The sequence below is a fragment of the Vibrio sp. UCD-FRSSP16_30 genome, from assembly GCF_001676025.1.
GTDB lineage: Bacteria > Pseudomonadota > Gammaproteobacteria > Enterobacterales > Vibrionaceae > Vibrio.
In genome coordinates, this window is the sequence record NZ_LZFW01000010.1 from 37,637 (window position 1) to 61,228 (window position 23,592).

At 42.1% G+C, this 23,592-nt stretch carries 19 protein-coding genes; 7 read left to right on the forward strand and 12 right to left on the reverse strand.

What is annotated here, in order from left to right; translation table 11 throughout:
• Positions 1 to 40: 40 nt before the first annotated feature.
• The 4 genes from A9260_RS06530 to cobA all read right to left on the reverse strand — a co-directional run bounded on the left by A9260_RS06530 (position 41) and on the right by cobA (position 5,411).
• Positions 41 to 1,510, reverse strand: a complete 1,470-nt coding sequence (locus A9260_RS06530) for a NarK family nitrate/nitrite MFS transporter (RefSeq protein ID WP_068697346.1) — start codon at positions 1,508 to 1,510, stop codon at positions 41 to 43.
• A 68-nt stretch (positions 1,511 to 1,578) separates the two neighbouring features.
• Positions 1,579 to 1,923 (reverse strand): nitrite reductase small subunit NirD, encoded by a 345-nt coding sequence (gene nirD, locus A9260_RS06535; protein ID WP_068697348.1) that lies wholly within the window; start codon positions 1,921 to 1,923, stop codon positions 1,579 to 1,581.
• Between the two features lie 52 nt (positions 1,924 to 1,975).
• Positions 1,976 to 4,549, reverse strand: coding sequence for a nitrite reductase large subunit NirB (nirB, locus tag A9260_RS06540; RefSeq protein WP_068697350.1), 2,574 nt, complete (start codon positions 4,547 to 4,549; stop codon positions 1,976 to 1,978).
• Positions 4,550 to 4,583: 34 nt separating this feature from the next.
• On the reverse strand, positions 4,584 to 5,411 hold the full coding sequence (gene cobA, locus A9260_RS06545; protein WP_068697352.1) for a uroporphyrinogen-III C-methyltransferase: 828 nt from the start codon (positions 5,409 to 5,411) through the stop codon (positions 4,584 to 4,586).
• Positions 5,412 to 5,832: 421 nt separating this feature from the next.
• On the opposite strand from cobA, the gene A9260_RS06550 reads away from it, so the two are divergent.
• From A9260_RS06550 to A9260_RS06570, 5 genes are all read left to right on the forward strand, one after another.
• On the forward strand, positions 5,833 to 8,337 hold the full coding sequence (locus A9260_RS06550; RefSeq protein WP_068697354.1) for a molybdopterin oxidoreductase family protein: 2,505 nt from the start codon (positions 5,833 to 5,835) through the stop codon (positions 8,335 to 8,337).
• Between the two features lie 196 nt (positions 8,338 to 8,533).
• Positions 8,534 to 8,857, forward strand: a complete 324-nt coding sequence (locus A9260_RS06555) for a c-type cytochrome (protein ID WP_068697356.1) — start codon at positions 8,534 to 8,536, stop codon at positions 8,855 to 8,857.
• Positions 8,858 to 8,868: 11 nt separating this feature from the next.
• Positions 8,869 to 10,281: a cytochrome-c oxidase, cbb3-type subunit I gene (gene ccoN / locus A9260_RS06560; protein WP_068697358.1), complete on the forward strand. Its 1,413-nt coding sequence runs from the start codon at positions 8,869 to 8,871 to the stop codon at positions 10,279 to 10,281.
• Complete coding sequence (locus A9260_RS06565) at positions 10,281 to 10,892, forward strand: cbb3-type cytochrome c oxidase subunit II (protein WP_068697360.1); 612 nt, start codon at positions 10,281 to 10,283, stop codon at positions 10,890 to 10,892. The genes ccoN and A9260_RS06565 overlap by 1 nt, the downstream gene beginning before the upstream one ends.
• The gene (locus A9260_RS06570) at positions 10,889 to 13,045 is read left to right on the forward strand and encodes a c-type cytochrome (RefSeq protein WP_068697363.1); all 2,157 of its coding nucleotides are present in this window, start codon (positions 10,889 to 10,891) and stop codon (positions 13,043 to 13,045) included. Before A9260_RS06565 ends, A9260_RS06570 begins: the two co-directional genes overlap by 4 nt.
• 302 nt (positions 13,046 to 13,347) lie before the next feature.
• On the opposite strand, the gene A9260_RS06575 is transcribed toward A9260_RS06570, so the two are convergent.
• The 5 genes from A9260_RS06575 to A9260_RS06595 all read right to left on the reverse strand — a co-directional run bounded on the left by A9260_RS06575 (position 13,348) and on the right by A9260_RS06595 (position 18,786).
• Positions 13,348 to 14,010: a hypothetical protein gene (locus A9260_RS06575; protein WP_068697364.1), complete on the reverse strand. Its 663-nt coding sequence runs from the start codon at positions 14,008 to 14,010 to the stop codon at positions 13,348 to 13,350.
• Between the two features lie 785 nt (positions 14,011 to 14,795).
• Entirely contained in the window at positions 14,796 to 15,083 is a 288-nt protein-coding gene (locus A9260_RS06580) for a YciI family protein (RefSeq protein WP_068697399.1), read from the reverse strand.
• A 258-nt stretch (positions 15,084 to 15,341) separates the two neighbouring features.
• Positions 15,342 to 16,358 (reverse strand): DUF6929 family protein, encoded by a 1,017-nt coding sequence (locus tag A9260_RS06585; protein ID WP_068697366.1) that lies wholly within the window; start codon positions 16,356 to 16,358, stop codon positions 15,342 to 15,344.
• Positions 16,359 to 16,799: 441 nt separating this feature from the next.
• The gene (locus A9260_RS06590; RefSeq protein WP_068697368.1) at positions 16,800 to 18,092 is read right to left on the reverse strand and encodes a DEAD/DEAH box helicase; all 1,293 of its coding nucleotides are present in this window, start codon (positions 18,090 to 18,092) and stop codon (positions 16,800 to 16,802) included.
• A gap of 433 nt (positions 18,093 to 18,525) precedes the next feature.
• On the reverse strand, positions 18,526 to 18,786 hold the full coding sequence (locus A9260_RS06595; protein ID WP_068697370.1) for a DNA polymerase III subunit epsilon: 261 nt from the start codon (positions 18,784 to 18,786) through the stop codon (positions 18,526 to 18,528).
• Between the two features lie 370 nt (positions 18,787 to 19,156).
• Here A9260_RS06595 and A9260_RS06600 point away from each other — a divergent pair, with 370 nt between their 5' ends.
• Entirely contained in the window at positions 19,157 to 19,495 is a 339-nt protein-coding gene (locus A9260_RS06600) for a cytosolic protein (RefSeq protein ID WP_068697373.1), read from the forward strand.
• A 428-nt stretch (positions 19,496 to 19,923) separates the two neighbouring features.
• On the opposite strand, the gene A9260_RS06605 is transcribed toward A9260_RS06600, so the two are convergent.
• From A9260_RS06605 to A9260_RS06615, 3 genes are all read right to left on the reverse strand, one after another.
• Positions 19,924 to 20,223, reverse strand: coding sequence for a type II toxin-antitoxin system RelE/ParE family toxin (locus tag A9260_RS06605; protein ID WP_068697375.1), 300 nt, complete (start codon positions 20,221 to 20,223; stop codon positions 19,924 to 19,926).
• On the reverse strand, positions 20,211 to 20,468 hold the full coding sequence (locus tag A9260_RS06610; protein ID WP_068697376.1) for a type II toxin-antitoxin system Phd/YefM family antitoxin: 258 nt from the start codon (positions 20,466 to 20,468) through the stop codon (positions 20,211 to 20,213). Before A9260_RS06610 ends, A9260_RS06605 begins: the two co-directional genes overlap by 13 nt.
• Positions 20,469 to 20,807: 339 nt before the next feature.
• Positions 20,808 to 21,512, reverse strand: a complete 705-nt coding sequence (locus tag A9260_RS06615; RefSeq protein WP_068697379.1) for a hypothetical protein — start codon at positions 21,510 to 21,512, stop codon at positions 20,808 to 20,810.
• A gap of 914 nt (positions 21,513 to 22,426) precedes the next feature.
• Here A9260_RS06615 and A9260_RS06620 point away from each other — a divergent pair.
• The gene (locus tag A9260_RS06620; protein ID WP_068697381.1) at positions 22,427 to 23,590 is read left to right on the forward strand and encodes an efflux RND transporter periplasmic adaptor subunit; all 1,164 of its coding nucleotides are present in this window, start codon (positions 22,427 to 22,429) and stop codon (positions 23,588 to 23,590) included.
• The last annotated feature ends 2 nt before the right edge of the window (positions 23,591 to 23,592 follow it).

Sequence of the window (23,592 nt, forward strand, 5' to 3'; positions counted from 1 at the left end):
GACTAACTTTATTTAGAGCGTTAAATTGTTACTGTACTATTTAGTTTGATACATCAATCAAAGTCACACTACCATCATCGTTCACTTCAGCAATTTTACCACTTGGTTCTTCCATAAAGATCAAGGTAACAAAACCTAATACTGCGGTACCTGCTATCACGTAAAAGAACGTTTGGTAGTCAACAAAGGAAAGTATGGTCAGGTATGTTACTGCGCCTACGTTTCCGTATGCACCTGTCATTCCGGCAATCTGACCTGTCATGCGACGTTTAATCAGTGGCACTGTCGCAAATACTGCGCCCTCACCTGCCTGTACAAAGAAAGAACATACCATTGCGGTTACTACAGCAAGCCATACTGGCCACTGGCTACCTACTTGTCCCATTAAGAAATAACCGACAGCAAGACCCGCGGTTAAAATAAGCAGTGTTGGTTTACGACCACATTTATCCGAAATCCAACCGCCACCAGGACGAGACATTAAGTTCATGAAGGCATAAGCCGAAGCAACCATACCCGCCAAAACAGGTGTCAATTCAAAGGTTTCGGCAAAAAACAGTGGCAACATAGAGACCACTGCAAGCTCAGAACCAAAGGTGGCAAAGTACAACACGTTCAATACAGCAACTTGCTTAAATTTATACTGATGCATTTCTGGAACAGGTTCTTTAAAGATATTTTTATTCACCTTCCAAACCTGTGTCACTTCAATAAGGTACAGAGCAACTAGACCGGCATAAATTGAGTTAACAACAAAATCAGACAGCATGTTGATGCCACTTGATGACATTTTCCAGGTCAGTAAAGCCAGTACTGCATACATCGGTATTTTCATAATCAGCAAGAAGTAAAAATCGCCTTTAGAGGTCACTTCCATCGCCGTCATATGTTTAGGTTTGAAGTAAGTTGAGCCTTTTGGTGTATCGGATACTGAGCGGTAAAAAACCACCGAAAACAATAAGCTCATCAAGCCAGTTAACGCAACAGCGTAGCGCCATCCGTCTTCACCACCGAACATGATGGCAAGAGTAGGCAAAGTAAACGCAGCAGCTGCCGAACCAAAGTTACCCCAACCGCCATACACGCCTTCAGCTGTACCTAGCTCATCATGAGGGAACCATTCAGACACTAAACGAATACCGATAACAAAACCTGCACCGATAAAACCTAGCAAGAAACGGGCAATGGCGGCTTGTACAAAGTTGTCAGCAAACGCGAACATAAAACACGGTATTGAACACACCGCAAGCAATGCGGAATATACCTTTCTTGGGCCGTACTTATCGGTAAACATACCAATAATCACACGGGCTGGGATGGTTAATGCCACGTTCAGTATCAAGAGCATTTTCACTTCTTGAGTACTTAAACCCAATGACTCTTTTACCATTTGCAATAGTGGTGCAAAGTTAAACCAAACCACAAAGGTAATAAAAAAGGCCATCCAACTTAGGTGCAAGATTTTCATCTTGCCGCTAAACGAAAATAAAGAAAATTTACTGTTATCCATACTATAAATCCTTTTGCTATTTTTTCCTTCATTCCAGCGACTGCAAACTGCTCGAACAGATAAAACGGTTATGCGGCGATGGCTTCACTCACCTGAACTTGAACAACGCCATCAAGTAAACGAATTGGGTGCGTTTTTACGCTGTATTGCGCCTCTTCAATGCACTGCCCTGTTTTCAAATCAAAATGTTGCTTATAAAGAGGTGAAGCCACTACTGGCACGCCATCTAAACAGCCAACAATGCCTCTGGACAATACTTGCGCTTTGCCTATCGGGTCATAATTTGAAATCGCGAATAATGCCCCGCTACGCTGATAGTTAAATATGGCTATCTGCTGTCCATTGATTAGGGCGCACACCCCAACATTGGGGGCAATGTCTTTTACATCACAAACGGTTTGCCAGTTATTCATCATTTTCTCCTAGACTAAAGTTATCTGCATATACGTGTGGTTTTGGCGATGTTTAGCTAATCTCCACCACATCTATTACTTGTTCGGGGGCAATGGCTTCAACCACAGCAGGTTTAGGAAAACGCTGCTCGCGATCAGAGACAAATTGAAGGGTGTTATCGCGTTGCTCACTGTTGATAAAGTGACTAAAACGCTTCAGTTTTTCTGGAGACTGCAAGGTGGTTTTCCACTCACACTGATATTTGTCGATGTTGTTTTGCATTTCTTGCTCAAGCTCCGCGCCTAAGCCTAATTTGTCTTCAATGACCACTTGTTTAAGGTAATCGATGCCACCTTCTAGGTTTTCTAACCATACTGAAGTACGTTGCAAACGATCAGCGGTGCGAATATAAAACATCAGCATGCGGTCAATGTATTGAATCAGTGTTTTCTCATCCAAATCCGTTGCTAGAAGATCGGCGTGTCGAGGGCGCATACCGCCGTTACCACACACATACAAGTTCCAGCCGTTATCGGTGGCAATAATACCGACATCTTTTGACTGCGCTTCGGCACACTCACGAGTACAGCCAGACACTGCAAATTTGGTCTTATGAGGAGAACGAAGCCCTTTGTAGCGGTTTTCAATATCGATGGCTAAGCGAACACTATCGCCCACACCATATCGACACCAAGTACTGCCGACACACGACTTAACGGTACGCACTGATTTGCCGTAGGCATGTCCAGTTTCAAACCCAGCATCTACTAATTTCTGCCAAATGGTTGGCAAGTCATTAAGCTGTGCGCCAAACAAATCAACACGCTGTCCGCCAGTGATCTTGGTATACAGATCAAATTCTTTAGCCACTTCACCAAGCACAATCAATTTATCGGGTGTAATTTCGCCACCCGCAATACGAGGAACCACAGAGTAAGTTCCGTCTTTTTGCATGTTACCTAAGTAGATATCGTTGGTGTCTTGAAGCTCCATGTGCTCGTTTTCCAGAATGTAGTCATTCCAAAATGAAGCGAGGATAGATCCTGCGGTTGGCTTACAGATTTCACAGCCTAGACCGCTACCGTATTGATCAAGCAATTCATCAAAGGTTTTGATCTGTTGGATGCGGACAATGTCTGAAAGCTCTTGTCGTGAATAAGCAAAGTGCTCACAAAGATCGTTATTTACTTCAACGCCAAGGCTAAGCAGTTCGCTGTCTAATACTTGTTTTGCCAAAGCACTACAACCGCCACAACCGGTAGAGGCATTCGTGGTTTCTTTCAGCGCCGCCATGGTGTTGCACCCTGCCTGCACCGCTTGCTTAATATCGCCTTTAGTCACATCAAAACATGAACAAATGACCGCGCTATCAGGTAGAGCGTCAACCCCCATACCAGCAGGCTCATCACCGGCAACATTAGGTAAAATCAATACAGAAGGATTGGACGGAAGCGGCATATCATTTTGCTTCATTTGCAGCAAAGTGCCATAAGCATCAGCGTCGCCGACTAGTACTGCACCAATAATTTTTGAACCATCTTCTGAGACAATTAAACGCTTATAAATTTGGTCAATTTCATCGCTAAACGTATAAGATTGCGCACCGGGCGTTTGGTCGTGAACTTCGCCGATACTTGCTACATCAACACCTAATAGCTTCAATTTTGTGCTCATATCCGCGCCAGTAAATGACGTTGCGGGAGCATCATCACCGTTCGTTAAATGATGAGTTAAATGTTGTGCTGCCACTTTCGCCATTTGATAACCGGGCGCAACTAAGCCAAAGATTTTACCGTCCCAAAGGGCGCACTCACCAATAGCATAAACATCAGGTAAATTGGTTTGACAGTAGTCGTTCACCACAATACCGCCGCGTTCACCAAGCTCAATATTGGTGCCTTTCGCTAATTCATCTTGCGGTCTAATACCGGCAGAAAACACAATCATGTCGGTTTCTAAATGAGAGCCATCGGCAAAGTTCATGCGATAACGTGAATTCTCACCTGCAATGATTTCGGTCGTGGCTTTTTCTGTGTGAACCGATACCCCAAGAGACTCAATCTTTCTGCGCAGCAGTGCACCGCCACCAGCGTCAAGCTGAACCGCCATCAGTCTTGGAGCAAATTCTACGACATGTGTTTCAAGGCCAAGCTCTTTAATGGCATTTGCCGCTTCAAGGCCAAGAAGACCACCACCAACAACCACGCCGTTTTGGCTAAGTTTGCTTGAATCTTCAATGCCATCAAGATCTTCAAGAGTACGATAAACATGACAATGCGCGCCGTCATTACCGGAAATAGGTGGAACAAAAGGGTAAGAACCGGTTGCGAGAATAAGCGTATCGTAGGCTTCTACACGACCACTTTCCGTAATGACTTGCTTAGCATCAGTATCCAGCTTGATAACCTTATCGCTGACCACAAACTTAACGCCATTTTCGGTGTAATAACCTTCATCAACGAGTGACAAATCCTTCGCACTACTGCCTGTGAAATAGGAAGTAAGATGAACGCGGTCATAGGCCAAATGTGGCTCTTCAGAGAAGGTAATGATCTCAATATCATCTCGTTGCTGTTGTAGCAGGTTTTCAATGTATTTGTGACCAACCATACCGTTGCCAACCACTATTACTCTTTGCTTTGTCATAATGTTCATTCCTTGAAATTGTTAAATTTGTCTATTAAGCCGTTAGCTGAAGCGGTTGCTTACTTTCGACTTTCTTATATTCAAAATGCTGAGGTTGACGATGTGATAGCGCAGTTAGCCAGTCCATTTGCTTAGCAACAGAAACCACCTCTCCCACTACAATCAGTGCCGGTGATTTAATTTGATGCTGCTCTTTTAAAGAAGTTAATTGATCAAGCTTACCTATGATGACTCTCTGCTGAGGGGTACATCCGTTTTCAATAAAGGCAATAGGTGTATTGGCTGATAAGCCGCCAGTAGTAAGGTTTTCTATGAGCATGTCGGTTTTGCTCAGGCCCATATAAAACACCAATGTTTGTTTTAGTTGCGCCAGAGCTGTCCAGTTGATATCAAGCTTTTTATCTGCATGAGCGGTGATAAAGGTACAACCTTGCGCTAGACCTCGGTGAGTGAGCGGAATATCGGCATAGCTAGTGCAACCAGAAGCGGCGGTTATGCCCGGCACGACATCCACTTCAATGCCGTTTTGTGCCAGCATCAACATCTCTTCTCCACCGCGACCAAACACAAAGGAATCCCCTCCCTTTACTCGACAAACATCTTTGCCCGCAAGTGCCGCTTGTAATAACAATGCGTTGATTTGATCCTGCGTTGAGCTGTGTTCACCTTTAGCTTTGCCAACAAACACTTTTTCTGCATTATCAGGAAAAAGAGCGCGAATCTCAGAGCTAACCAAGTTGTCATACATGATAAAGCTCGCTTGTTGGATCACTCTGCTGGCTTTCACAGTCAAAAGATCTGGGTCTCCAGGACCTGCACCAACTAGTGTTACTCGTCCGAGATAATGTCCTTGTGCTTGCATAGTCTTGCTCCTAGCGCTTGCCATCATGACATTTTCTAAAAATTGTCATTTATGTAACTTCCTCTGAGCCAACTCTTGCAATTTAGATACCAACAATTGAATTTTAATAATGATTAATATTAAAAATACTTAAAAAACATAAGCTTAAATCTTGTTTTTCTAAAATATAAATATGTACAAATAACCATCACAAAACAAAAATGCACACAAACTGAACCTTAACGGTGCAATAACGATCAACTTGGTGCATAAGCAATCAAACATAACTATATATAGCTATAAATACCTACCACTTTAGGGGTAGGTGTAATTTTATGTGATTGTATTTAAAGTGGTTATTTATAAAACGTGCATTTTATTTAACTTGGTTTGATTTTTGCAAGGTAACAGGCAGTAGAAACAAATTCAGAAAGGAACTCTCATGAATCAGCAAGATGAAGGGTGGATTAAAACCACATGTGCGTATTGCGGTGTTGGCTGTGGAATAGAGGCTAGACCTAAGATCTCTGGAGAGCTAGAAGTTCGAGGAGATAAGGATCATCCCTCTAATTATGGCAAATTATGCACAAAAGGCATTGCTCTTGGGGATACTGTGATTCATGACGGGCGCTTGCTCTCACCAACACTCAATACTGAGCAGGGTTCAAAAACCCTTGGATGGGATGAAGCAACACAAAGAGTTGCTAACGGTTTTGCTAAAACCATCGAGGAATTTGGCAGTGACTCTGTCGCCTTTTATGTCTCGGGGCAACTGCTTACCGAAGACTATTATGTGGCGAATAAATTGATAAAAGGTTTTATGGGCACCGCAAACATAGACAGTAATTCAAGGCTGTGTATGGCGTCATCCGTTGTGGGGCACAAGCGCGCATTTGGTAGTGATACCGTCCCCGTCTGCTACGAAGATTTAGAACAAGCCGAAATGGTCGTCATCGTCGGGTCTAACCTTGCGTGGTGTCATCCCGTATTATTTCAACGACTGCGCACCGCAAAACAATCTAATCCTGCACTAAAAATTGTTGTCATCGATCCACGCAAAACCGAAACCTGCGACATTGCAGACTCGCATCTTCCGTTAGCATCTGGCTCTGATGTGGCGTTATTTAATGGACTGCTTTCCCACCTTATACAGCATGATAAGTTAGATAGTGAGTACATTGCCACTCATACGCAGGGTTTTGATGAAGCATTGCAAGCCGCTGATAACGAATTGAATATTGAACAAATAACCGAGCTTTCTCACGAACAACTACAGCAGTTTTATCAATCCTTTGCTAATACAGAACGCATCGTCACCATTTATTCTCAAGGTGTAAACCAATCCAGTAGCGGTTCAGATAAAGTGAATGCCATTCTCAACTGTCACCTAGCCACAGGCAAGATAGGCAAAGCTGGCAGTGGACCATTTTCTGTTACCGGACAACCTAATGCGATGGGCGGGCGCGAAGTCGGCGCACTTGCTAATACACTGACTGCGCACATGGAATTTGACAACCCTAACCATCAAAAATGGGTCAGTGATTTTTGGCAAACTTCCAATCTTGCAACTAAAGCAGGGCTAAAAGCCATCGATATGTTTGATGCGATTGAATCTGGGAAAATCAAAGCCATCTGGATCATGGCAACTAACCCAATGGTAAGTTTACCTAACTCTAAAAAAATCAAATCTGCGCTAGAAAAATGTCCCCTTGTAGTGGTGTCGGATTGCATTGCAGATACCGAAACTACCCGCATGGCCGATATTGTGCTTCCTGCGCAAGGCTGGAGTGAAAAATCAGGAACAGTGACCAATTCAGAAAGACGAATCTCCAGACAGCGCCGCATTTTACCAAGCCCCGGACTGGCAAAACCAGATTGGTGGATAGTCTCGCAAGTGGCGCAAAAAATGGGGCACAGTAGTGCGTTCAATTATCAGCATGAAGGTGAAATCTTTAATGAGTACGCCAATCTCACCACCATAGGTAATCGTAACGGTGAGCGTGATTTGAACCTTATTGGCCTAACAACACTTGATGATCAAGGTTATAGCCGCTTAATGCCACAGCAATGGCCTGTCACCTCTCATCAAAAAACTCATGTCAATCAAAGGCTTTTCAGTGACGGTCAGTTCTTTACCCCAAATGCTAAAGCAAGATTCATAGCGGTTTCTCATCGAGCCCCTATCGCCACGGCGAGTGAACATGCTCCGCTGATCCTCAATAGTGGTCGCACCCGAGATCACTGGCATACCATGACCCGCACTGGCTTATCCGCAAAATTGGGGGAACACAGCACAGAACCGTATGTACAAATTCATCCCGCAACAGCAGCTAAATTTAATATCGTCGATGGTCAATTAGCCGAAGTCTCTAACGCGCAAGGCAAGGCACTGGTTCGCGCAAGCATCACCGAGCAAGTATCTGCTCAGCAGCTATTTATGCCAATACACTGGAATGGCACTACCGCTAATAACAGTAAACCCTGCACCTTAATTGCCAATACTGCTGACAGTATTTCCGGTCAACCTGAGTTTAAACATTCAGCGGTAAGCATTGCGCCCTATACCACACGCAGTAGTGCATTATTTATGTCCACGACGCCACTGACATTAGATGGTATTGACTACTGGGCAAGGCAAAAAATAGTGAGAGGATACTTGTATCGAATTGAGTCTTCTCTTACCGTCAACAAGCTAGCATCTAAACTAAAAATGCACTTATCCATTGATGGTCTTCGCCAAGTCAGTAACGAAACAGCACAAGGAAAAGCGCGCTGGCTTACCCTTAATGAGGAGAGAATAGTTCAATTTTTATGCGTTCAAAAAACTTTTTCACACGATGATGTGGCCGCATTAATTGACGCCTTTAAGCAACCAACAGACCTAACACAAGCTCATGATTTGATTGATATATATAGCTTAAACAAGCACTTATCTCTCTTAGCATAATCACTTACATCTATGAGGGGCATTATTTGAATTTAGCGTTTCGCCTGTGCGCCATTATTGAGTGAAACTCGTTATCATTTACGAGCAAGAAAATTCAGTCAAAGCAATGTCTTGTCGAAATTGTTAACTATACTTTTGCTACATATTGTATTTCCTTCAGCATCGTTCGCTGGAGATTCGGAAAAGGACTTAACCGATGAAGCTGCTTTTATTAGCATTAATGGGATTCAGTGTTGGTGCCATCGCACAAGAAGATACCCAATTTGAAGTAGGCAAAGCCAAAGCCAAAGTTTGTATGGCTTGTCATGGCGAAGATGGCATTTCTACTTTAGATCCCTATCCCAATCTCCGAGGTCAAAAACTCGGTTATTTGGTTTCCTCATTAAAAGATTATAAAGCGCGAGAGCGAACCAGTGGGTTGGCTATCTTAATGCAGCAACAAGCTGATGCGCTTTCTGATCAAGACATCGAAGACATTTCGTACTACTTTTCACAACTTGGTCTAGAACCTCAGCAGTAAAGGATTAACTGATGGAAAACGAAACCACGGTGTACAGCACCAAGGTCGTCAAATACTTCGTTGTGGCGTCCGTTGCATGGTCAGTACTTGGCATGTTCATTGGGGTTGTGCTTGCCGCTCAGCTCTATTGGCCTGTTTTAAATTTCGATTCTGAATACTTCCAATTTGGTCGATTACGTCCCCTTCATACTTCTGGCGTTATTTATGGCTTTGTAGTCAACATACTGATGGGGGCATCGCTTTATATTGCTCAGCGTTCAGGGCAATGTGGTCTATTTAACAAAAGCCTAGCTTGGATGGTCTTTTGGGGTTGGCAAATTATATTGCTACTGGCGGTGCTCACATTACCTATGGGTTACACCACCAGCAAGGAATATGCCGAGCTTGAGTGGCCAATCGATCTGATGATTGCTCTGGTTTGGGTGTTGTACGCAATTTTGTTCTTTGGCACTCTAGCAAAAAGAAAGATTAACCACATCTTCGTGGCAAACTGGTTCTTCGCCGCCTTTATCATTGTTGTCGCCCTCATTTTTATAGTGAATAACCTAGCGCTACCAGCTTCTTTAACTAAATCTTATTCGGTGTTTGCTGGAGCTCAAGATGCCATCGTTCAATGGTGGTGGGGACATAACGCGGTTGGTTTCCTTCTTACCGCTGGTGTTATCGGGATGAACTACTACTTCATCCCTAAAGTATCAGAGCGTCCAATTTATTCTTATCGCCTTTCTGTGATTCACTTTTGGGGATTAGTTGGTTTCTATACTTGGGCTGGTACGCACCACCTTATCTATTCTTCTGTGCCAATTTGGGTGCAAAATATCGGTATTGTGATGTCACTGATCTTGTGGCTACCTTCTTGGGGTGGTGCATTTAACAGTGCAATGACCTTGCTGCAAAACAAGAAAAAACTGAAGAATGACTACATCATGAAGTTCTTCTTCTCTGCCATTCTTTACTACTGTCTTGCCACCTTTGAAGGTCCACTACTGGCCATTCGCTGGTTTAATATGATGGCGCACAATACCGAATGGATCATCGGCCACGTACACTCTGCTGCGCTGGGTTGGGTGGCAATGTCTGGTATTGCCGTTTTCTACTACTTCATACCTAAGTTGTGGAACAAAGATAAGCTTTGGTCACCACGTTTAATCAAATGGCACTTCTGGTTAGCTCATGCAGGTGTGGCACTTTATGCCATTGCACTTTGGGTTGCAGGGATTGGAGAAGGCTACATGTGGCTTGCACAAAATGACAACGGCGAGCTTATCTATAGCTTTGTTGATGCCATGAACTTTAAGGCTCCTTGGCTATTTGTACGCTTCTTCGGCGGTGCGTTATTCGTGCTTGGACTACTTCTGATGGTCTACAACCTGTACAAAACAGTCACCACACCTACGTTTGTTCTAAAAAGGGAGGCTGTCTAATGACTAAAGACTTCACTCAGTCCGTCGTTATTCTCATCATTGCGACAATCGTTGTTGCCTCTTTTTCAATATTGGTACTTATCGTGCCTAATATTGTCAGAGGGCCAGAACTTGCATTAAACAGCTCAGCCAAACCCCTAACCGCCCTTGAAGTTGCAGGGCGCGATGTCTATATCAGTGAAGGGTGTCATGTGTGTCACACGCAAATGGTGCGCCCTATAGAGCCAGAAATAAAACGAAATGGTCGCCCCAATAAAGAGTCGGATGACATTTATGAATTTCCAAATCTTTGGGGTTCAAAACGTACCGGCCCAGATCTCACTAACGTAGGCAGAAAATACTCAGATCAGTGGCACGTATTGCACTTGGTTAACCCTAGAGATGTAATTCCAACCTCTATCATGCCCTCTTATCCGTGGTTATTTGAGTACAAGCTCTCAGGTAATGACATCACTGATAAAATGCTGGCACTGCAAACATTAGGTGTTCCTTACACCGAAGATGAAATTGCAGATGCAAGGCTACAAGTTAGAGGTAAAACTAAGGGAGAGGCACTGATTCGCTATCTACAAAGCTTAGGTGTTGATACAGCAGAGGAGGTTATTCGATGAGTACTTTCTGGAATTTATGGGCCGTTATCTGCACCCTCACCTTCCTTTTTTTGATGATGGGTATCATCTTCAAATATTGGCGTAAGAATCACAGTGCAGACCAAAATAAATCTTTAGGTAAGTTTGATGGCATCGATGAAAACGATGCCCCGCCACCTAAAATTTTATTTGTCAGTTATTTTATCGCTTTCTCTCTCTCTGCTGGTTACTTAGTCCTTTATCCCGGACTGGGGAATTGGGAAGGATTAGTGGATTGGAAGCAAACTGATGACAAATTAAGCTCACCTAACACAACCTTAGATGAACAATTTTCATCAATCAGTGATACGTCATTACTTAGCCTAGCAAGCAATGATGCCATTACTGAATCTGGACGAATTTTGTTTCAAACCCACTGTGCAGCCTGTCATAGAGATAATGCGCAAGGGCAAAAACACTTTCCAAACCTAACCGATGACGACTGGTTATACGGCGGAAGCGATGAAGCTATCCTCCACTCCATCGAAAAAGGTCGTAACGGCGCGATGGCGGGATATTATGAAGTGCTCAACGAAGACGAAATCAGTAAGCTTTCGTACTTCTTAGCGTCATTAAACCAACGTCATACTGATGTACCACCGGTAAAAGTGGAACTGGGTAAGCAATTATTTGGTCAGTACTGTTCTGCGTGTCATGGCGATGGCTCAATAGGTAAACCTGAAATTGGTGTGCCTATTCTGTCCGATGATATCTGGTTGCATGGCGGCAGTATTGAAGAGATCCAACACACCATTAGTTATGGTCTAAACAATGTAATGCCAGGGTTTGAAAAACAACTCACGCATAACGAAGTGCTTGCCATAGGTGCGATGATCACCAAAGCTCGCTTAGACAACAACGCTAAACAAGCCAGTCTTGATGCGGAATCTATTAAGCGTGGTGAATACCTAGCTTATGCGGGTGACTGTGTGGCTTGTCATAGTGCTGAAGGTGGCGAACCTTTTGCTGGCGGCCTTCCGTTTGTCACACCTTTTGGTACGGTGTATTCCACCAACATTACCCCTCATGCAAGTGAAGGTATTGGTGAGTACAACTACGAAGAATTTAAAGCAGCACTGGTTGATGGTAAAGGTCGTCACGGATACTTGTATCCTGCGATGCCATATACCTCGTATCAGCACGTTACAGAGCAGGACATGACAGATATGTGGGAATACCTGCAATCTATCACCCCTGTTGCCAGACGTAACGACGACAACAGCATGATGTTCCCATCCAATATTCGCTTAGGTCTACTAAGTTGGAATATTGTATTTATGGATACAGACCCACTGTCTTATGAAGTTCCTGCGGAAATAAAAGAAAGCGTTGAAGACGTTGAAAAATGGCAGAAAGGCAAATACTTCGTCGCAGGTTTAGGGCACTGTTCTGAGTGTCACTCACCACGAAATATCGCCCAAGCCATTATCAGTGACCGTATATTCCAAGGTAATATTATCGATGGTTGGAACGCGCCGAACATCACCTCAGATGAGCTGCATATTGATGGATGGAATACCGAGGTACTAACGGACTTCCTACACACTGGACACTCAGATAAAGGCACCGCTTTTGCTGGAATGGCCGATGTAGTGAAGAACAGTCTCAGCCTAATGACTCGTGAAGATGTTGAAGCAATGTCGTACTACCTCATCAAAGGTGATACCGATAACTTCATCAACCCTGAGTCGGTTGTGCTTAAACCAAAAGGCTTTGATGACAGCGCATACAAGTCTGACATCTACCCTGTTTATCAACAAACCTGTGGCGCATGTCATGGCGCAGATGGTAAAGGGCGCGACCCAATTGCACCTGCATTATTGAACAACGGCATTATCATGCATAGTGACCCATTCAATACCATCGCAGTTGCCGTACGTGGCCTTGAGCCAACCTACTTGGTAGAAGATAGAAACTTCATGCCAATGGTCAGCTTTGAAGATGTACTGTCCGACCAAAAACTGGCTGAACTCATCACCTTTGTTCGCTACCACTTAGGCGCAAGAGATATTGTTGTATCGTCTGATGACATAAAAGAAGTACGTGAAACGCTAGAAAAAGCAGGCTACGCCGGCGGCGTCCACACCACTCCTGATATGTACGACCAACGAGATAGAAACATCAATATCAAGTAAGTGTATTAAGAAGATGAAGGCTTAACGGTCTTTATCTTCTTTCAGTGCGATAAGGCCACACAATATAGGCTAATAATTTAAAAAGGATCTAACTTTGTTAGATCCTTTTTTTAATGGCTGATGCCGATCAGTGCAGCTCGATAGCCTCGACCCACTACATACTACTTGTAGAAGGTAGATGAGGTTCATTTCAAGCGACTCACCAAAGAGCCATTTACTAATGGAAGACAACTACATGATTGGGATTGTTCAATACCCAGATAAAGTGTCGACTGGGCGACACTTTATCTTTATTTATTATATTACTCCGATGCAATTAGAGCTTTAATAACATCAAAATTATCCTCACCAACATTTTTTGGTGTGATTACAGGATTTAAAAAACTATTTAACACAAAAAAGTTTTTATACGTTTTTAACTCGGGAACTAGATTCTCCCACATAGTTTTGCTACGCATGATTATGATTGGGAGATTATTCTTCATGTGATTTTTAAGAACGTTTTTTGTGAATTCCTGTGTAGGGAATATTTTAGTATTGTTCTTAAACGCTATTGAGTGATACGGAACTAATTGTAAACAACAAAACGTTTGCGATATTTTTTTAACACCAAACTCTTTGATCAATGTTCCTAGTTTCTTATGCCAATAATCAGAACCGGGGCAATCTAGTTCAGGATTAAGATAATAAAAGGGGTATTCGAGCTCTTTTTGATCGATATTTTTTCTATGTAACTTAATAAAATCAGGTGATTTATGAACAACAAAATCATTGTCACTTACACCAGGATTTAGCATTAACAGTAATATTTTTGTGTTTATATTTCCGATATATGGATCTGGTAAGAGTTCTTTATTATATGATACTTTGGGTTTAGCTTTGAGATTGAATTCCTTTATCAGTACTTCATCTAAAGTATGGATAGCAGAGTCTTCAAAACTATAATTTATCCAAGGATTGTCCATTAAAACTCCAAATATGATTTAAAATATAACGTCGCGATAAGCGGACTAAAATTGTTGGTTATAATATAGCGTGAAGCGAAGCGGAACCTAACCAACTGTTTTAGTTCCGTTTAATTTGTAGTGGACTAGAAGCTTTGGTTACATGGTTAGAGTTCTGTGCATGAGAAAACTCAAGTTAAATTACAGCGCTTTTTGTTCAACTTAAACCTAGCTCTGACTCACTTTTGGGCATAAACGAACTAGCAATTTATCTGATCTATTTAGAGCTGCGTTTAAGACAGTCTCTTCAGCAGTTAATTACTGTGGCTCAATATATGTATCAACAATGCTCTGCACGAAATTAGTTGTTACTACCTCCTAAGGTTGCTGTTGTTATTATCGCTAGAATTAACTTTTTCATCGCCTAAATCTCTTTATTTGGATTCATCAATAACGTACTAGATTCGAATTATATGCGTACTAAGTACGCATATCTATGAGTTTTATATACGGATTAACTATATAAATACTATTAGTTATTCCATTTAAATTAGGTTTGCAGAAATAGATACGAGTTTTAAAGTGGGAGAAAGTGTCATGGATTAGAAAGCTTGACCACATAGTTAGAGTTTGGGGGTAAGAAAAGGTAAATTATATGCAGGGTCTTAATTTAGGCTCAGCTATCTCCCAAACACGCAGTGGGCAACTTCCGAGTTACGAAGTGCAACTGTGAAGATTCTGGGCATAAACGAGTTTGCTGATAAATCCATTCAACTCATTTGATCCATTTAGGTTTACAGAGAGTATTAATTGATTAAAAAAGCAAGCTCAAGGGATGTCTTGCTTGGTACAAACTCAGTTAGTTCGTAATTGGCTAGATTATAAATTTTAAAAGGGTCATCGTTTAGTACTACCTCTAATTCACTGCGATTTTCAGCTTGTGCAAAGATAACTCCACCATTGCGGGGGACTTTTCTCCCTGAAGCAATGAAAACGCCTAACTCATAGTACTTATTTAGGTACTCAATATGAGCTTCAAGGTGCTTATCAACCTCTGACATTTCACAAATATAAGTTAAAGATACGATAAACATAATCAATCCTCGTTTAAGTTCTTGTTGGTTGAGTACAGGCATTGGCACAACAATCATAGAAACTGATGAAACAGTAGATTAGGCCAATGAGACAATGTTGAATCCACTACCGTGTAGTGGTCGGGACTTCACGCATAATCGATTGGTTCCCAGTTCTTATTTGAGGTGGATTTCTTGGAGGGAACAACACTTTTTTAAGTAAAAATAAAAAGCCTGATGAGGAAACTCATCAGGCTTTTTTGTTCTACTCGCTAAAAATTACAAAGCGGCAGGCTGATGAATCGTGAAGGTAAAGAACTGGCTTGTACCATTGTCATTATCACTCACCACATAACCCGATACTTGCTCACTATTTTGCTTATCAACCGCAATAGATTCCGCTTTCGTGATCACAGGTTGACCACCACTTTGTATCAACTGGCTATAAGGCGTAAGATCAAGACTATCTTGGTTGTTAAGTGCATCTACAGGTAGCACCCCAACAAAACTTCCTTGAATCGCGCCATCATTCACGCTGCTTGAATTATTGCCTTCAACCGAAGCGGTATAAATCAAACTGTTATTACTTTGCCAGAAATCTGCACCAGCTAAGCAAGCCTGTACGCCGTTGATACTAGGCAACGTAATTTCCACAACATCCAACGAAGGAATATGATTGGTTTGACCTTGCAGATAACTCAACATATCCTCGGTTTTCATCTTGAAGATTGCATTCTTACCTTCATTACCACGGTTGAAAATGTAAGTTTCATCTGCAGAATTTGCAATGCCTTCAATGTTTATTTTTTCTTCGTCTTTGAAGCCCGCAGCGCTGTGTAAATCGGCATAGAATTGAGACAGCGATAGCTTGATGTTATCCCCACCATCAACTGGGATTAGATACGCATTTTCACGCAACTCTTTTTTGCTGCCCGAACCAACCACAAAGTAATAAGGTTGATTGTGGTAATTCAGCTGCGTCATGGCCTCAAAATCAGGTTTTGTTGCGTGGGCTATGCGGTTGTCTCCATTGACTGGGAAGTTATCGATAAGAGTTTTGTTATCAATGGAAAAGTCATCAGCCACATCAAATAACCACGGTGAGTCATCACCTGCAACAATAATTTTATTATTGTTTACCACCATTGCTGAACCAGAAGACAGATTTGGGTTGATGGTGGAATTAGCTATCGTAAAGTCAAATGACTCCGTTTGCGCTGGAGTTTGAGAGCAGCCACTAACGGCAATAGCAATAGCGGTTAGAAAGCTCGCTGTGACATAGTTTCTTGTTTTCATTTTAATACTTACGTCCATGATATTTAAGAAGTTTTAATATATACCCAGCTAGCACCTCTCATAGGAATGAAAACAAAGATTGTGAAAATCACGACTTTTCAACGTTCGGGCTTAAGGTATCTTCCTTGCTGAGCGAGTCGAGTAAAAGACCAACCTTCCAAAGAAACTGGCTTTGCATGAACTTCTAGATAGGGGACTTTGTTTAGCTCAGCCCCGACTGTCCTTGCTCCTGACGCTCTTTCTTCTCTTGATGCCTTACATCAGTGATTGAGCAAGTTTGGCCAGATAGCTAAAATTTAATCTCTTATGAGTTATTGAACAAGCATGAAAATCGAAGGTTGGAAATAGAGCGAGGGTAGAAAGAAATCTCTCCGAAAAAATGAAAAAAAACGCCGATTAATTTGCATAATCGGCGTTTAATGTACGTTAACTTTGACTCACTTACTTCTTAGTGGCTGCGGTTCTATTTTTCACCATGCTACGTAATCGAGCGTATTTCTCAGCAGAACCCTGGCTAGCATCAGAAGGGTTGTTCATGCGAGTTTTGCGGTCTTTGAACGCTGGTTTGCTGTGCATTTTCTGCAATAGTGCATCACGGCTTTTAGGCTCGTACCCTGCCTGTTCTACACGTCGAATCGTATGACCAATTAACGACTCTACTTGTTGCAGCGTCAGTTCTTCTTCACGACTGACAAAAGACACAGCCTGTCCTTTTTGGCCAGCTCGGCCTGTGCGGCCAATACGGTGAACATAATCTTCTGCCAAAAATGGCATATCGAAATTCACTACGTGCGGAAGGTCTTTAATATCTAAGCCGCGAGCTGCCACATCGGTTGCAATCATCACACGCGCCTTACCTTCTTTAAACTCATCAAGCGCTCTACGACGGGCACTTTGTGCTTTATCACCGTGACATAGTACCGCTTTAATGCCGTCCAGTTTGAGTTCTTTCAATAACATGTTGGCCGTTTCTTTGTAGTTTACAAAGACCAATACCTGTTGCCAGTTTTTACGACCAATAAGTTCAGATAGCATTTCATACTTTCTTTCTTGGTCTACTGGGTAAACCACATGCGAGATAGTGTTTGCCGTCACATTCTCTTGGGCTACAGATACTCTTTTCGGTTGATTCAACATTTCAGCCGCAAGTTTGTTCATTTGCGGAGAGAACGTCGCCGAAAACAGCATAGTCTGTGGCTTAGTTGAAACACCAGACATAATGGTTTCAATTGATGAAATAAAGCCCATGTCTAACATACGGTCGGCTTCATCAAAAACCAAGAACTCAAGGTTCAGTAGGGAAACACTTTTTTCATCCAGATGCTCAATTAAGCGACCTGGTGTTGCCACTAAAATGTCGACACCGTTCTTTAGCTTTTGCACCTGAGATGACATTTTCACGCCACCATAAATGGCAGCAACACTCAATGATGTGTACTTAATATAATCTTCAATGCTGTGCGCAATCTGTGCAGCCAATTCACGAGTTGGTGCAAGAATCAGTGCTCGTGTTTGAAAATGGTTATTCGCTTTGTTCTTGTCTAATAGCTGCTGAATAATAGGCAGAGCGAAAGCGGCAGTTTTGCCTGTCCCTGTTTGAGCATTCGCTAAGATATCGTACCCTTTACGAGCGAGTGGGATCGCTTTTTGCTGAACAGGAGTAAGTTTTTCGTAGCCGCACTCTGACAGTGCTTTCACAATTTCTGGAGAAAAATTCTGAGATGAAAATGACATTGTAGTGTTCCTAAAATTAAACGGCTACGACCACGTAAAGCATAACCAAAAATACGGTCGCAGATTGTAAAACAAACTGTATCGGAACGGCAGACTTTTTACCAATTCGTCGCAATAAGCTCGAAAATACGACAATTTAATGGCAATAAGTCCTTTAGAGGCCATCTTTTACAAGGTAAAAGTGCTGTTTAACCACTCCCAACAACTAACAGTATAGTGGATTAGCAAATTTGGTCAGATAGTTAGCGTTCTAAGCATGAAAAAAGTAAGCCAAATGATGCTTTGGTGAAGAATGTGCTCAATCGGTCGACGCGCACAATGGAGCATCATTCTGAGAAGCCTCTGGACAGGGTTATTAGGCTAGGTGCGTTCAATCGCTCTAGTCCCAAAGTTTAACGAGGCACTGTTTGAGACTTCTTTTTCTAGTTACTCATTAATCTTGGTGTTCATCAACAGAGAAAGACTCTTCAATTCTTTTAAGCTCTTCTTGCTCTTTTAATTCAAGTTCTTTTTTAACGGCTGCTTTACGTTCGTTCAGGGCTTTTTTTTCTGACTTCGTCAGAAACTTAATCGCCTTCTTGTTTGAAAGTGCGTACGCAACGATATCTTCACCCTTCTCTCTGCGTTCACTTACACGTTGTGAAAAACGCTCATTGTCACGTGCTTTGCGCTCTGCTGAACTCAATTTGCTCATTGATATACCTATGTAAAAAATAAAATGGCCATTTATGCCTCACGCTGATAGATAAGAACACTTATCTCGCGGATGGCGAGAGTCTAACATAAGTTGGACTATGCAGTACTCCATATACCACTGTGGATAACTAACACTGGACATACCTATTGATATTAACACGCTTCAATGTTGTCCAATCCCCAGACCTCAAAATGTGATGACTCAATGCCCTAGCTTAAAAAGGGGCAAAACATGCTTTAAGTTAACCGAGTAAATATCCGAAAATGACACCGAATTACCGCCTTTAGCAACTAAATCTCTGCTATGTTCTGCCCTGATAGTGATAGAATCTCCGCATCAGAATTACCGAGACTAGGTATTTATAAAAATGTTTATCCATCATGTTAACGACATCGACTGGCTGGTGATTACAGCTTTTGAAGAATTTAAAACTATATTTATTGAAGATGCAGGTGCGATCCCCTCTTGCTTCTCTAGAGCCAGCGAATTGCACCTGATTGATCAAGCCAAGCGCACTTATGGGTATTTGCCTACACTCAGCGGCGTAATCACCGATACCGGCACTTTCCAAAGCCAGAATAACGAAGAAGATTTGAACCCACAGCTTGCCTGCCTAGTTGAGGGGCGTGGTCGAGTGTTTATCTATCACGGAGGCTTTGTGGCTTTTATGGATGACGAGCAAACCTTTATTACCCAAATAAACTGAAAATGATTCCGTGACTAACAGCGATTGGCATCAAAAGTCATCACTAACAAATACTTAAAGGGCTTCAATTAAGAAGCCCTTTAAGTTAGGGCGAACGCATGAGTGAACACTTATCGACTAATCATCATCTCCACAAGACGCCGTGAAATCATCCTTGATGGCTTCATGTGGCATTCATGCCACAAAACCATGTCACAAAGAGTTGTTCCGATAATGCACATGATTTGGTTCAAATAACGTTCGCGATCTCACCCCGCCTCGCACCACTACATACGACTTGTAGAAAATAGATGAGGCTCATTTCAAACTACTCACCAAAGAGCAATTTACGAATAGAAGACAACTACACGATTGGGCTTGTTCAACACCCAGATAAAGTGTCGGTTGGGCGGCACTTATCCTTATTCGTTAACTGTCACTTTCTCCTACTACTTACTCAATAAGAACCTTCTCAAATCTCGCTCTTCACGCATTACGTACAAGATAAAGACTTTGTCGCTCTCTTTTTTGTAGAAAATACGACATGGACTAGCGATAACTTCCCGATAACTTAAATGTTGTAGCTCTGGAGGAATGCGCCCTGATTCTGGAAACAGCTCTAATCTTTCGACTTTATCAAAAACAGATTGCACCAAAAGCTTAGCTGCAACGATATTTTCCAGTGCTATATATTCGGCAATATCGTTTAAATCTGATAATGCTGGGTCTGTCCAAATTATTTCAGCCATTTTAATAGCTTATTTTTTGCTTCAGAATGGGAAGTAACTTTTCCATCGGCGATAGCACGCTCACCTCTAGCGATACCCTCTAGGATAGCCAGTCGATTTTGCATAAATTCATAGTCATCAACGTCAACTAAATATGCCGAAGGTTTACCGTGCTCAGTGATTAAGACAGGCTCTTTACTATCGTGAAGATCTGCTAATATTTTTGTAGCTTGGCGTTTGAGTGAAGTAACTAATTCAACTTTCATAGTTGTTGCTCCAAAAGAATACTAAAGTGACACTTAAGTGATACTATTCTATCACTTTGAGTTTCGCAAGTACCATGACAGCCAACGCTTTGCTAAACGGAAAGTGACGTGTGCCAGAATTGAGCAAAGCGAAAATGGCGATTATTGACGAAGTCGCTAGGCGGCAGAAAAGAACCTTCATCATCCATACTTTCAGTACCCTCTAATTTTAGAGGCTCATTTCAAGCTACTCACCAAAGAGCAATTTACTAATAGAAGACAACTACACGATTGGGCTTGTTCAACACTCAGATAAAGTGTCGGCCGGGCGACACTTATCCTTATTCGTTAGGGCAATTTTTATAGAGTCGTAACCTTGACGTTTCTTTTACTATTTTTTGTTTCACGCCAAACCTCAACTCTAAACTGGTCTACAGGTGGTGCTGGAGTTCTTGGCTGAGGTTTCCGTGGCTGTTTAGGCTGTTGTTGAGGACTTGTTAACTCTTCTCCATTTGCGTCTATAAGCTTCAGCTCCATTTGCTCCGGGATTACTGAAGTTTGTTCCAAGGACTCTTTGAGGTCATTGTAAAACTCAGGAGCCCCTTCTAACTCCTCACCAAAAATAGCTTCCGTTTCTTGCATTGCCATTTCGACCGTTAATTCGCCACGCTGAACTTTAACAAAAAGGTTTTCTAAGCGGGTAAGAGATTCCCCTCGCTTTCGTAATTTGGGCTGTACCAGACTGAGATCGAATGGTGAACTAGCTCTTTCACCAAGATAGTCTCCAACAGCCTTAACTTGATTATTTATAGTTTGTAGACCGGAGATAAATGAACCATATTGTGCAATACCAAAATACAAGACACTTGCAGTTGCAAGTATTTTTCCTTTGGCTTTTATTGAGCCCTCTTCAACCTCTAAAACAAGAGAGTAATCACTTAATTCTAAGTTTTGCCCAACATAAGATTCCCATTCATCAAAAAGCCGAGTCGAATAACTTTCAAAGTCCTCACGAGGTAAGCTTGGCACTCCAATATAAAAATCAACTGTACCTATATTTGCCATTTTTATTCCTTATGCCAAACTGGAATTTCCCTAACATTCTTAATAACTGGCCTGCTCGTTTTTCTGCTTGCCTGACTTTCATTCAATCTACCATAAGCACATGAAATATAATGTATATCTATTTCATTTCGCACTCTGTCTTTACGTAAAAACGAGCGTGCGTGTTATCACTTTTTAACCATGCTCGTTATCTTAGGATAAGATAACACTAACCCTATTATTAACAATAACTTACCTGACTTTCCATCGACAAAATGAGACTGAACCCTCGACAAAACAAGCATTTCCATACTCAAACCGAATGCAATCCTAATAAACTGTGTAAATACACAGCAGAAAGGGACTGAGGTGGGACAAGCAAATTTTTAAACAAATTCGTTATGATTCGTGTATTGCCTTTATTCAAATCAATACGTGATTCGATATTGATTGAATTCGAATCACTCGTCCTAGGGTGAGATCACGAACGTTATTTGAACAAAATCATGTGCATTATAGGAGCAAGTCTTTGTGGCATGGATGCCACAAAGAAGCCATCAAGGATGATTTCACGGCGTCTTGTGGAGATGATGTATATGATTGATCGGTAAGTGTTCACTCATGCATTCGCCCTATCACTCGTCCCTATTTTAAGAAATGAGTTAATAGTGAGAAGGTAAGATTGACTCAGTATTATCCACCAAAATAGGGTGCTAGACATACAGCTACCTCTGCATGAATGGCCATGTATCAAACAGCAGTACATACCCATGTTAGTGCTGTACAAGCAATGCAATTTCCGTACATCCAAGAACTGTTGCCCTCTATCCCCTAATTATTAAAATAAAACCCCTGCGCCTTAACCCCCCCTTAACCATTCAGTTGCTATCATTATTTCAATATCTGCAATTATGCTTCTAGGATAAGGTTTCATTATGTCTCTACCCAACTCGTTAAAATTGCCTTTAGGTCTACTTCTCTCTAGCACTTTATTGCTGGGTTGTGGTGAACAAGCTATGGATCATCGACCGGCTTCCGGTCCACTACATGTCGATGTTTTAGATTTAACTCCGACGACATTACGTTTAACAACTGAGTTGCCGGGGCGAATTACTGCATTCAAACAAGCAGAAGTGAGACCACAAGTAACCGGCATTCTCAAAAGCCGTTTATACAAAGAAGGCTCTCGAGTAAAAGCCGGTGATGTACTTTATGAAATTGATCCTACTACTTATCAATCAAACGTTAATAGTGCACAGGCTCAGTTAGCAAAAGCTTTAACGAGTGAAGAGACAAACAGAAAAACGACGGTTCGCTATCAGAAGCTACTGAAGAGAAAATTAACCAGCCAACAGAATTATGATGATGCAGATGCCGCTTATAAAGAAGCTCAAGCCGAAGTTGCTATCCGCCAAGCTGAGTTAAATTACGCCAAAATTGAACTGTCTTATACCAAAATTAAAGCGCCTATTGCCGGTCAAGCGGGACTTTCTTTAGTCTCAGAAGGCTCTTTATTAACTGCGGGACAGTCCTCTTATCTGACAACGATTGTGCAAACTGAAAACGTCTATATAGATATGCAGCAGTCTTCGATGGCGATAACTAAAATCAGAAAAGAATTTCATACTTTTAAGGATAAAAATGCCGAAATCCCGGTTTCGCTTACCCTAGAAGACGGTAGTACTTATGAGGAAGCGGGTCGTTTAGCATTTTCTGACACGCTTGTATCAGACTCGACAGGTACAGTAACACTGCGTGCTATCATTCCAAACCCTGACAATACTTTGCTCGCGGGCATGTATGTGCGCGCCCATATCTCTATGCCAGAAGCTCGAGGCTATCTGGTTGTTCCGCAATCTGCTGTGGTAAGAAGCCAATCTGGGAAACCTTCAGTATTTGTGGTTAACCAAGAGAATAAAACAGAGAAAAAGGCGGTGGTTCTCGGCAACGAAGTGGGCAACGGCTGGGTAGTTAAAGAGGGACTGGTTAATGGTGATCAAGTCGTCATCAACAATATCATCAACATGAAAAATGATATTACTGTTGTGGTCGATAGCAGTACAAAAAGCACTGAGTCTGCTTTAATAAGTGAGGAATAAAG